This is a genomic window from Halomonas sp. TG39a, from assembly GCF_000744395.1.
Classification (GTDB): Bacteria; Pseudomonadota; Gammaproteobacteria; order Pseudomonadales; family Halomonadaceae; genus Vreelandella; species Vreelandella ventosae_B.
Genome location: NZ_JQLV01000001.1, coordinates 1,324,429 through 1,336,581, shown reverse-complemented (window position 1 = coordinate 1,336,581; position 12,153 = coordinate 1,324,429). Strand labels below are relative to the sequence as shown.

Sequence of the window (12,153 nt, the reverse complement as noted above, 5' to 3'; positions counted from 1 at the left end):
CCATAGTTTTAAGCCATCATGCTCGCCCTCATGGTGTTCCATCACTTTTTATTTCCAGGTTTAGCTCTTCTTCTATCGCTAAATAATTAGGAACCAAACTTACCATTAGGTTTTCTCTTCCTTTCCATTTTGTATTTTTGACAACTGATCGATGAGAAGCCCTCGCCTCCTCTAGCTCTTTCCAGCTAACCTGCTCGTAAAATTTTTTCCAATGAGCGCTTTCGACTATTCTCTTTCCTTCTTTATCATGAAGCCTGGTAGTAAAATCTAAATCGCGAAATGGCTCTAACTGAGGAATGTCTGGAAGAGGTTGAGATACATCCATATAACGACATAACATATCCCATGCCGCCTGATGCTCCGCGACACCTCCATCTACTTCTAATATAAAATCAAGTGGCTGATAAGCGGTAGGTGAACGGCTATCATTAGGATAACGATGAATTATATTTAAAGCGTATTTGTGGTCACCTAATAAGCTTACTTTCCTGACAATATAAGCATCAAATTCATAAAACAAAAACTCTCCCCACGGTGCAACAACTTTTCCAGTCTTGCGTGAAAAATAAAATTCGTTCAAACCGCGTAGAGACAACCGATGGTATTTATGATCATTTTCCACCCACTTAACTACTAAATACGCTCCTGTCATAAATACAACTATCCAGCCTATAGGGCTTATTAGCACTGCTAGCAGAGAGTATGGATCCATCTTATAAGCAATGATTACAGAAATCGAAAATATGCAATAAAAAAACTTCTCAGATGAACTTGCACTACCCCAAAACCTAAACCAGTCATTATATAATCTTCCAAAATAACTTTTAATGACGTCAAAATCATTAAACGCCTCATTTATTCTCATTAACCAACGCGTGTCGTTCACTTCGCAATCTTTTCTTCGTTGGGGATCCATAAAAAACGCTGAGGGAGTTTCAGAATACTGATATGACGTAGGGTGCACTCCTAGGTAAGAAGACCACCCAAGACGTTTTACAAGCTTCTTTTTCTTAAGTCTAAAATCCGCATACGCATTTTCTTGAGCAGGGATAGAGTCTAATCTAAACGCCGTTTCTGAATACCCAGACTTACAACCATTAGGTGAATACTCTTTCTCTGAGAGTAATTTCTCGTCTTCAATTTTATCAGTCATAATATCTCTAGCTTACTATCATTTTAAGCTTTAATCTTCCGGAAAAAATAGAGCCCTTCACATGCCTACTCCTGCCCTCCAAAACTAAGAGGGTTAATACAACAACCGCAGCTCCAATCATCTCCTTGCTTATATTGTCTTATAGTCACTACATCTACTATTGAGTAGCAAAAGCTATATTACCCCTGCTTCATCAGGCGTTTCTAACAGTTGTAACACCATACTATTTAGGGAATCTCTCGCCGATAGAGTGAATAGCCAGCCACCCGCCAACGTTCGCCTGTGCGGGTGTCGTAGTAACCTCCCTGAGCGCTGCGACCTTCATCCTCTATACGCCAGTCAGCACCACCATCGTAGTTAACGGCCGTAACGTCTTTACCCAGCAGGCTGCCTTCGTTAACCCCATCGAACAATAATCCCTCTTCCGGCGTGATGTAGAGTGCATAGCCCACCAAGTCGCTGTCGAACTCATGTAGTTCCGTCAGTTGACTGCCATTCCAGTGCCAGATAGATGTAGGGTGATGTACCAACTGTTCCTTGGGCATCAGGGACGTCGGGCGTCCTTTGCGGGCCAGAATATAGACCTCACCCTGTTCATTAGCGGCAATATCATTCACGCCGTAATCGCCGATGGCGACCTCGAAGCGTGGCTCGGTTTCTCCCCACGGTAGTGAGTAGATAACGCTTTCGCCACGAGCTTGATCGAAGAATGTCATCCGCAGAACGTTATCCTGGCCAAGGGCAACTAGATCGAAACGCTCCCGTTCATTTTCCGGATCACGCGCTTCTGCTGGCACAGGGATTTCCTCCCAGTGCTCACCACCATTCTCGGTACGCCATATATGTGGTCCCCAACCAATCAGGTAGCCTCGCTGGGCGTCGAGAAACCGAAATGCCGAAATATTTTGGTCTTCTGGCCAGCGTAACTTCTCCCAGGACTCGCCCTGGTCGGTGGATTTAAAGAGTTGAGTTGCTTGAGGGCGATAGCGCTGACCTACAGGCTTATTAGCAGTACGGTCTGACCAGCCTGTCGCTAGATATAAGGTATTCCAATCTGGAGACAGCCACCAGTCGGCCTGCTGGGCAGGCTCTTCAAAGCGCCGTTCAACGCCTTCTTCAAGCGAGCCACCAAGAATACGTACCGTACGGCGATTAGCTGTTTCGCTTGGGCTATACATCCACTGTTCAGTAAACTCAGCCCGTGTTGGGTCGCTTCGCTCTTCACGCGACTTCGTGGTTACTTCAGGATTTGTAAGCTTCATGGACAGCACTTGCTCTCCACTCATCCTAAAGTCCCCTGGCCCGTAGGGCGTATCTTCCTTCATAAAGTCGTTACTAACACGCTCCCACTCCGTGCCATGGGTGAAGGCCCAGTATGCAAATAGCACGCTCCCTAATAGGAAGCCATAGCGCTTTTTCATTTAGGGAATTTCGCGTCGGTAAAGCGAATAGCCAGCCACCCGCCAGCGTTCGCCCGTGCGTGTATCGTAGTAGCCTCCTTGGGCGCTGCGGCCTTCATTCTCTATCCGCCAGTCAGCACCGCCGTCGTAGCTAACGGCCGTAACGTCTTTACCCAGCAGGCTGCCTTCGTTAACCCCATCGAACAATAATCCCTCTTCCGGCGTGATGTAGAGTGCATAGCCCACCAAGTCGCTGTCGAACTCATGTAGTTCCGTCAGTTGACTGCCATTCCAGTGCCAGATAGATGTAGGGTGATGTACCAACTGTTCCTTGGGCATCAGGGACGTCGGGCGTCCTTTGCGGGCCAGAATATAGACCTCACCCTGTTCATTAGCGGCAATATCATTCACGCCGTAATCGCCGATGGCGACCTCGAAGCGTGGCTCGGTTTCACCCCAGGGCAGTGAGTAGATAACGCTTTCGCCACGAGCTTGATCGAAGAATGCCATCCGCAGAACGTTATCCTGGCCAAGGGCAACTAGATCGAAACGCTCCCGTTCATTTTCCGGATCACGCGCTTCTGCTGGCACAGGGATTTCCTCCCAGTGCTCACCACCATCCTCTGTGCGCCAAATGTGGGGTCCCCAGCCAATCAGATAGCCCCGCTGGGCGTCGAGAAACCGAAATGCCGAAATATTCTGATCTTCGGGCCAGCGTAACTTCTCCCAGGACTCGCCCTGGTCGGTAGATTTAAAGAGTTGGGTCGCCTGAGGGTGGTAACGCTCACCTGCAGGCTTATTAGCAGTACGGTCTGACCAGCCTGTCGCTAGGTATAAAGTATTCCAATCTGGAGACAGCCACCAGTCGGCCTGCTGGGCAGGTTCTTCAAAGCGCCGCTCGACGCCCTCCTCAAGCGAACCCGCGAGAATGCGTACCGTGCGGCGGTTGGCGGACTCACCGGGTTTCCCCATCCACGCCTCCGCAGGTTCTGCTCTATTAGGATCACTCCACTCATCACGTGGCTTAAACGTTATTTCAGGATTCGTGAGCTTCATTGACAATATCTGCTCACCACGCATTCGAAAATCCCCCGGCCCGTAAGGGGTGTCTTCCTTCATAAAATCGTTACTAATGCGCTCCCACATACCACCACTCCCTATCACGTATCCTGCTATCAAAATGACCAATGTTGCTGCTGCCCACTGATATCGGCGCATAGTGGCTCCTAGCGTATATGATTCATCAGCCGCGAAAGCGCCTGCTCCACAGCACTGAGACCCTCATTCGCCGCCTCGGCCGCCGCTTGTGCTCGGCTTGAGACAGCATCCTTGGCACTGTTAGCTTTGTCCCAGCCGACTTCAACAGCGCTGTCCCAAGCCTGCTTCCACGTCTCGCCATCCAACCACTCTTCAGCATTGGGCTGGGTGCCAATTCGCATCAGGTCGGTGATCGGTAAATCAGCAAGGCCCGCATCAAGATAGGCAGGTACATGGGTATTGAAAGCAAAAGTTTTGAAGGTGATGGGATCGACTTCCAGCTCATACTGGGTGACTTCCATCTGAACGCTGCGGTTGGGGTAGCGGCGGCAGACCACAGAGATGTAATCGCCATCCATATTGTCTTCAAGACCAGTTTCTATATTCTTCTGTAGCAAATATCGCGCTTCTGCTAACCACCCTTTCCCAGCATCGCTTAAACGAGGTTGAAGTCGCTCCCCATAGGTATAACAGTAGTAATATCCGTAGCTGATGTAATAACCCGGTGGCAGATGCCCGCAGCCAATATGGCGCATCATAAAATTGGCGTGCCGCGACCAGTGAGAATGGGCGCTATCGGGTGCAATAATTTCATCCCGGTTAGCTAGAAAACGGAGGAATACGTCAACATTGTCAAAAGGGTTCCAGGTGGTGGCCCAGGCTTTAAGAGCTTCCCAGCTTGCAACGCCGCTTTTATCAATAAACTCATCGTGAAGAGGACGATAATACCACTCGCAGTTGCCTAAAAAGGCCTCATTGGCGGGTGGCACCTGCTTGTTACAGACATGAAGATTAACGGTGACAGGCTGTGTGTCATCGGTGGGGGTATAGGCCGCATCAGCAGCACCTAGAACATCATCATTCGTAGACACCCTTAGACTCCTAAGATATCGATATGCAAGCGGCCAGGTACGTCGCTTTCGGTGAGCTCGGTTTCACCCAGTTCATTAGTGCGCCCTTCTTTTACGACGCCACCCTGCGCATCGGTAATGCGATAGCGCATATTGGCGGCAGGTATATTCGTACCGCTCCATTTAGCGACAAAGGCTTGGTTATAGCTACCAGCGTCACTTTCACTGCCACTAGGCCGCAAAGGGTCTAAGACCGCCTGTCCACTCCCCAAGCCGGGGCTACCCCCAGAGTTGAACTTGACCTGAGCACCAACGATGGTAATGCCGCTAAGATCAAGTTTTACGAAGCTGCCCCCGGCTTTGAGGGTGATCTCTGCTCCGGCATCGATCACCGTTTTGCTGCCTGATTTTTGATGCACTTCCTGCCCCGCTTCCATCAGCTGCGCCTGGCCAACTTTTTCATGGCGGGTGCCGTCGATTCTCAGGTGGTCGTCACCATCGACTTGGGTATGGCGGTTGTTATGCACCGTGTGGTGATCGTCGTTATCAATCTCGCTGATGCGGTCATTGTGCACCTTGAGATGGCTGTCGCGGCGGATCTCTTCGGTGCGGTCGTTAAGTGTTAACAGGTCCAGGTCTTTCTGGGCGTGGAGCCAAATTTGCTCTTCGCCCGCTTCGTCTTCAAAGCGCAGTTCGTTGAAGCCTTCGGCCTTGTGGCTTTGGGTACGGATGACGGTGCGGGTTTTGTGTTCCGGCAGCGGGTAAGGCGCCGTATTCACCGCGTGGTAGGTACGCCCGGTAACCAGCGGCTGATCTGGGTCACCCTCTAAAAACGAGATAATCACTTCATGACCAATACGCGGAATGGCGATACTGCCATAGCCGCCACCTGCCCAGCCTTGGGCAACACGCACCCAGCAGCTCGCCGTTTCATTAGGTTCGGCGTAGCGATCCCAGGGGAACTGCACTTTCACCCGGCCGTGCTCGTCGCAGTGGATCTCTTCGCCTTCGGGGCCCACGACAAAAGCCACCTGGGGCCCATCGACGCGGGGCTTGGGATTAGGCGTGGCTCGCCAGGGGGCATCTCCGGGGATCAGCGTGACCTGATTGTGATAACGGGTCATCCCAGCGCTGTCAGAAGCGGTCATCCCGTCCTCTTCCAGCGCCTGGGGTTGCTCACCAAAGTGTCTCACTTCAATGGCTTGCCAGTCGCGGTTTAGACTGTCGGTGTCATGATTAGTCAGAGCAAAGCGCAGGCCGGGGGCCAGTTCGGGAAGGTCGCTTTCGGCGCTGGCGGTGATCGCTTCCCGGCGCAGCTGCTCCAGGCGAATGCGGGCAAACGGCTCGCCAGAGGCGTCCTGCTTATAGCGACCGGGGTAGTCGTAATGCTCGTAGTCAGCTTGCTGCCCACTAGCTTCTACACCTCGGCCCTGGTAGTCGTGCAGCTGTGCATAGGCGGGGTTTTTAAAGCTATAGTCTTTCAGCGTGGCGGACGCGGTCGCAACACGGGCAGTATGGCTGAGTTTGCGCACATGGCGGCTGGGGGCGGTGCCGCCTGCACGGCTGTGGTAAGTGCGTTCGCCGAGGTTGGTCAGTACCTGCGGGTCATCGGCGAAGATCAGCCGATGGCTACCCTCTGCAAATTCATGGAAGTAAAACAGGCCCTCTTCGGCGGCCAGGCGCTCGATAAAGGTGAGGTCGGTTTCACGGTACTGGACGCAGTACTCACGCTCGGCTAGGTCGCGGTTTACCGCAAATCCAACATCGGTAATACCCCGCTCATCGCACAGGGTATTAATGATGGTGAGCGGGTCGACCTTTTGGAAAATACGCGAGTTCTGACGCAGCGAAAGCCGCCAGAACGCTGGGCGCAGCCCCAGCGAGTAGAAGGTACGGCGATGGCCGCGGTCGCCCTGGCCAAATTCACTAACGATACCGTGCACTCGGCGCAGCGGTTCGCCATCCTGCCAAATAGTCAGTTCTGCCTCACGATCCAGCAGCTCCGCGGCGTCCAGGCTGCCATCGCGGCTGGCAAGGTTGAGCGCCAGCTCGAAAGGCTGGGAGAGCGCTTCATGGTAGGTGAAGTCAATCACCGCCACGTCATCCACCCCCGGTAGCGTTAGGGTGAATTGAAGGCCTGTCTTATCCGCCCCCATCCTGTCAGACATAATGCCGCTCCCTGGACCATCATTCGCTAATGAGAAACGCTCAGCATAGCGAGCCAAAAGCGAAGCGCAACCCTTGCAGGGCAAGTCACAGAGATCTCTTACACGCATGTAAGAGATCTCTTACAAAACTTTAAGCGATGGCTTACAGAAATCTCAGCACTCCCTCACTTAGTAGTGCTTTTTAGCAATAGCAGACCAACATTGAGCTATAGCTTTGTAGTCATCAGTGGCACTGAAAACCTGAATTCAGCAACAAAGATGCAATACACACTTACCGCCGCAAAATCACCAGCCAACGGCCCAAATTCATGACGCTGGCGAGCGAGGCGGCTACGTAGGTGAAGGCGCAGGCGGTGAGTACATGCCGGGCACCGGGCATATCGTAGGGTGGCACATACTCTTTTAGCAGCGGCAGTGCGCGATTAAAGCTGGCATCGAACTCTACAGGTAGGGTCACCAAATGCACCAACGCCGCCGTGCCAAAGCTGATGACCGCCATGGCAACCACGATCGCCAGGCCACCTGGCAAACGGGTCAATAGAAAAAGAAAAGGCGCGGCCATCATCAATAGAGCGCCGAGTTTTTCGGCTTTTTGAGCGACGCCGACTAACCGGCTGCGCGCCAGCAGTGGCGCGTAGCCCTGATGATGCTGAATAGCGTGACCGACCTCATGAGCGGCCACGGTGACGGCAGTTAGCGAACGGCCATCATAGTTGTCCGGGGAGAGCCTCACGCAACGTGTTTCGGGGTCGTAATGATCGCCAAACTCGGTGCGCTCTACGCTTGCGCCCTCAATGCCCAACCGACGCAGCAAATGATCGGCCAACTCGGCCCCTGTACCGGGGTAGTCGTCACGACCGCGGGTGTGGCGTTTGAGTACCCATTTGGCCCACACATTGGGGAGCACAAAAACCGCCAGCGCAAAAATGATCAGCAGAACAACCATGGCAGCCCCTGTTGATAAGCAAACGTAGGTAAATAGCCACACGCAACTATTTACTCATAGCCCGAAGGGCTGTTTTACCATGGGGACTGACTTGGCAACAGCGTTATACAGGTATGAGTTAGGTAGGATGGTTGCGGTGCTCTTCTACGTCGCGCTGAACCGCCTGCAAGCCGTGAGCAGAGATATCGCCCTGGGCGTGGGCGTGTTCGGCAATCAGCACGCTATCAGCGGCTAACACCAACTCACATTGGGTACCTACTAACTCATCGCGCAGGCGCTGAATCGCCTGCTCGCGCTTGGGATTTTTATCCACCCGACGTATATAGATAGCTTTAATACGGTTTGGGTAGGCCTTGACGATCTCGATATACACTTCTGGATCGTGCTGACCGCTGTCGCCAATCAGTATGCACGGCAGCTCGTTGTAGAGGGTCAACATGCGATCAATCAGATCGCGCTTATGCTCTTCGGCACGGCGCGGCCACGGGCGGCGCAAAGAGATGCCCCACTCGCGTAAAAAAATAATCGGCCCGACAGGAATGCGATTGATCTGAAAAAAGGTTTCGAGCATTTCATAAATGGCCCAGGGCCCCCGGGAGACATACAAAATAGGCCGTTCGGCGCGTTCACTCACGCCACGATGCAGCGCCTGATAAAGCGATGCTACACCGGGAAAAGCGGTGCGGCGATGGGGTTTTTTAACAAATAAGCGATACAGCATTTTGAGCTTTTCCGCCACGCCGGTAAACATCACGGTGTCATCGATATCACTGATCACCAGCAAATCGGCTTCGGGGGGCGGTATGTAAACTTCTACGTGAGTACGCACTGGCGTTTGATTGGGGCAATGCACCACAATATCGGCGCGGTGCCAGGAGACATCAATGGGTAGCGTGTGACTAATCGGCAAATGCACGTCGAAATAGCCATCGCGATCCGTACCCACGCAGAGCTGATTTTCGCCGATATGAATTTCTACCTGTGCATCGGCCAACCCGCGGCGCAAAATTCGCCGCGCCACATCTGCCGTATCTCGCAACATGCCATGGCGTGGGATGGCTCGACCTAGCGCAGCTTGGCGAAACACCCGGCCCATGACAAATACTTCACGCTGGGAGCCATAGCCGCGGTAAGGGTGCACCACCATGCCACCGCGGCTACTGTCTCCTTTAATGGGTTTGGCGATGACGTGGACAAGCCTTTTTACAAAGCTTGCCCACTGACGAATTAGCGCCATCAAGCGTGCTGGCCGGAGTGACGTCCTTCCTGCAGCTCTTCAAGTAACTTGGCATTAAAGGCATCCAAGTCTTTCGGCGTACGGCTAGTCACGAGTCCGCTATCCACAACAACCGGCTCGTCGACCCATTCAACGCCGGCATTGCGTAAATCTTGTGCAACGCTTGGCACGGAGGTCATGCGACGGCCTTCAACCACACCCGCGTTAATTAAAATCCAGGGGGCATGGCAAATAGCCGCGACAGGCTTGCCTGTCTTGAAAAACGCCTTTACGAAGTTCAGGGCATCGTCGTTAATGCGCAATGCATCGGGATTGAATAAGCCACCTGGAAGTACCAGTGCGTGGTAATCAGACTCACTGGCATCAGCAAGGGCTTTATCAGCTTCATAAGTGTCGCCCCAGTCGGTTTCCGCCCACGCGCGAATTCCTTTGCCTTCCGGGGTCACTACGTGAACCTCAACACCCTCTTTTTGCAGAGCAGCGCGCGGCACACTCAGTTCAGACTCTTCAAAACCATCGGCGGCTAAAATCGCCACGCGTTTACCGTTTAATGCTTGTTTCATCATGCTCTCCTTTTCGTGATGATTTGCGTTAGTAACGCTCCACCATTGTGGCGCATACAGTAACAGCGTCAAGCTAACCTGCTAACGATGTAAGCGAGTGCCTTAAGCGTTATAGACAATTTTTCCGGCCTCTCCGATATCATAGCCACCTAGCATGGCAGCCCTCTCGGCAAAGCGCGCTTGTTGCGTGAAAGCCAACAACCGCTGCAAGGCAGGTTCGAAATAGCTGCGCCGCTGCATAATTAAATCAAACGGCTCGTCGCAGAGTGGAATGAAGCCCAATTGCTGGCGATGGGCGGCGGCTTCAACGCCCAGACCCACATCGGCCTCGCCCTGACCAATACTGAGTGCCAAATCATCTTCACTTAAGGATGCGTGCGGCGCCCAGTTAAGCGCCGAGCTCTCTATCCCTGCTTGCTGTAGCAAACAGCTCAGCAGCCTTGCTGCCCCCGCATCTGGCTGGCGGTGCGCCACGCGAACATCGGGCCGCTTTAAATCGCTCAGCCCGGTGATTTTCAGCGGGTTATCAACGGGTAAGAGCAGCCCCTGGCGACGTTTGGCCCAGTGCACTATCAACAGGTCACGCATGCCGCTTAAACCGAGCAGGCTGGGCTCGTTGTAGCGTTGGGATGAAGCATCTAGGAGGTGAATACCCGCCAGCATCGCCTTGCCATCAATCAAGCGCCGTACACCATCGCCACTGCCCTGGCAGAGCATCGCCAAGTCAGAGCCACTCTCTCGAATCGACCACTCCAGCAGCGGATCCTGGCTCCCCGCGACGACCAGTGGTACCGATAAACGCTGCGCCTGATCGCCCTCCAAATGGCTCAGCACCCATAAATCAATCTGTTGACGGGGAAACAGCAGCTTTCCCGTTACCCGACTACAGGGGATCTGGCCTTGGCGCACCAGGTCGTAGACTTTGCGCTCTTTTAAGCGCAAATAGTCAGCGACTTCTGCGGTGGTCAGGTAAGCATATTGTTCAGCCATCACAATGAGCCCCTCCGCTGAGTATAAGCAATAAACAATTTACTGCATAAGGCTGCACTAATTTCAGCCTCAAGTGCATTAAGTCACTTTTCAGTACATTATGCTCAATATCACATAATAATGACGCCGATGCTCAATGCTAACCAGTGACAACCCCTTTAGTACCGCCCTCGCACTAATCCTGAGTATGGATAGCGCGTTAATTTCCATCGTGGCGCTATCGCTGCAGGTATCGCTAATGGCGGTGATGATTGCCAGCCTGATAGCCCTCCCCTTAGGCGCGGCTCTGGCGCTATGGTGCTTTCCCGGGCGTAACATCGTCATTGTTGCCCTTAATGCCTTAATGGGCTTACCGCCTGTCGTCGCCGGGCTTTGCGTGTACCTACTGCTTTCACGCGCGGGTCCACTGGGCGAATGGGGGCTGCTATTTACGCCGACGGCGATGGTGATCGCCCAGGTCATCCTGGTACTCCCGATTATTGCCGCCCTCACCCGCCAGCAAGTTGAAGCGCTTCACAGTGAGTATGCTGAACAGCTGAACTCACTAGGGCTAACACGCTTTCGCATGATCCCCACCCTGCTTTGGGATGCGCGCTTTGGGCTCCTCACGGTGATTCTTGCCGGCTTTGGCCGTGCCAGCGCCGAGGTTGGCGCGGTGATGATTGTCGGCGGCAATATCGATGGCGTTACCCGCGTCATGACCACCAGCATTGTGCTGGAAACCAGCAAGGGCAACCTACCCATAGCACTAGGGTTGGGGATTATTCTACTTGTCCTGGTCACCATGATTAACGCTATCGCCCATATAATCGGCGAAACATCGAAGAGGCGGCTGGGATGAACGCACACCACATGCCTCCCGTCGCCACTCTTGAGTTAGACAACGTGGGCTTTATCCATCGCGGCCATACGCTGCTTAAGCCCACCTCACTGCGTCTGGCGGGCTGCCAGCGAACGCTAATTATGGGCCCCAACGGCGCGGGCAAAAGCCTGCTTATGCGCCTGGCCCACGGCCTATTAACGCCTACCAGCGGCACGGTTCGTTGGCAAGGCGCACCGCCCGCACAAGCCATGGTTTTCCAGCGCCCTGTGCTGCTGCGCCGCTCGGCGCTGGATAATCTGACCTATGTGTTAGCCATCAACAAAGCGTCGCGATCAGAACCTAAAACATTAACCCGGAAAGCACAGGCCATGAGTGCCCTTGAGAAGTTCGGCCTGGCGCATCTCGCCAAACGTCCAGCACGGGTGCTTTCTGGAGGCGAACAGCAACGTTTAGCACTGGCGCGGGCTTGGCTACTCAATCCCCAGGTGCTGTTTTTAGATGAACCCACTTCGGCACTCGACCCCGCCGCCATTAAGGCCGTTGAAGATGCGGTGCTTGAGTTTCATCACAGCGGCACGCGCATTGTGATGACCACCCACGACTTGCACCAAGCACGCCGCTTAGCCAATGACGTGCTGTTTTTGCATAACGGCGAATTACTTGAACACACCTCCGCCAGCGACTTTTTTACCGCCCCCACCTCTCGTGAGGCAGGCGCGTTTATTCGCGGTGAGCTGGTTTGGTAGTCCCAAAGTGGGCGAACCC

At 53.5% G+C, this 12,153-nt stretch carries 11 protein-coding genes; 2 read left to right on the top strand and 9 right to left on the bottom strand.

The annotated features are described in order from the left end of the window. Positions 1 to 28: 28 nt before the first annotated feature. The 9 genes from U738_RS23420 to U738_RS05755 all read right to left on the bottom strand — a co-directional run bounded on the left by U738_RS23420 (position 29) and on the right by U738_RS05755 (position 10,565). Positions 29 to 1,153 (bottom strand): hypothetical protein, encoded by a 1,125-nt coding sequence (locus U738_RS23420; protein ID WP_050713599.1) that lies wholly within the window; start codon positions 1,151 to 1,153, stop codon positions 29 to 31. 227 nt (positions 1,154 to 1,380) lie between these two features. After that, a complete protein-coding gene (locus U738_RS05790) occupies positions 1,381 to 2,415 on the bottom strand; it encodes a WD40/YVTN/BNR-like repeat-containing protein (RefSeq protein ID WP_152561129.1) in 1,035 nt (344 codons plus the stop codon). A gap of 159 nt (positions 2,416 to 2,574) precedes the next feature. Then, positions 2,575 to 3,699, bottom strand: a complete 1,125-nt coding sequence (locus U738_RS05785) for a WD40/YVTN/BNR-like repeat-containing protein (protein WP_035578181.1) — start codon at positions 3,697 to 3,699, stop codon at positions 2,575 to 2,577. Positions 3,700 to 3,779: 80 nt separating this feature from the next. Continuing rightward, entirely contained in the window at positions 3,780 to 4,682 is a 903-nt protein-coding gene (locus tag U738_RS05780; protein WP_144814615.1) for a hypothetical protein, read from the bottom strand. 2 nt (positions 4,683 to 4,684) lie between these two features. Then, a complete protein-coding gene (locus U738_RS05775) occupies positions 4,685 to 6,829 on the bottom strand; it encodes a type VI secretion system Vgr family protein (protein ID WP_235208635.1) in 2,145 nt (714 codons plus the stop codon). 271 nt (positions 6,830 to 7,100) lie between these two features. Continuing rightward, positions 7,101 to 7,775: a zinc metallopeptidase gene (locus tag U738_RS05770; protein WP_035578179.1), complete on the bottom strand. Its 675-nt coding sequence runs from the start codon at positions 7,773 to 7,775 to the stop codon at positions 7,101 to 7,103. Between the two features lie 118 nt (positions 7,776 to 7,893). Further along, positions 7,894 to 9,012 (bottom strand): App1 family protein, encoded by a 1,119-nt coding sequence (locus tag U738_RS05765; protein ID WP_035578177.1) that lies wholly within the window; start codon positions 9,010 to 9,012, stop codon positions 7,894 to 7,896. Then, positions 9,012 to 9,575 (bottom strand): type 1 glutamine amidotransferase domain-containing protein, encoded by a 564-nt coding sequence (locus U738_RS05760; RefSeq protein WP_035578175.1) that lies wholly within the window; start codon positions 9,573 to 9,575, stop codon positions 9,012 to 9,014. The genes U738_RS05765 and U738_RS05760 overlap by 1 nt, the downstream gene beginning before the upstream one ends. Positions 9,576 to 9,677: 102 nt before the next feature. Continuing rightward, entirely contained in the window at positions 9,678 to 10,565 is an 888-nt protein-coding gene (locus U738_RS05755) for a helix-turn-helix transcriptional regulator (protein WP_035578174.1), read from the bottom strand. 136 nt (positions 10,566 to 10,701) lie between these two features. On the opposite strand from U738_RS05755, the gene U738_RS05750 reads away from it, so the two are divergent. Next, entirely contained in the window at positions 10,702 to 11,406 is a 705-nt protein-coding gene (locus U738_RS05750; RefSeq protein WP_035578172.1) for an ABC transporter permease, read from the top strand. Next, on the top strand, positions 11,403 to 12,134 hold the full coding sequence (locus tag U738_RS05745; protein ID WP_035578170.1) for an ATP-binding cassette domain-containing protein: 732 nt from the start codon (positions 11,403 to 11,405) through the stop codon (positions 12,132 to 12,134). The genes U738_RS05750 and U738_RS05745 overlap by 4 nt, the downstream gene beginning before the upstream one ends. The last annotated feature ends 19 nt before the right edge of the window (positions 12,135 to 12,153 follow it).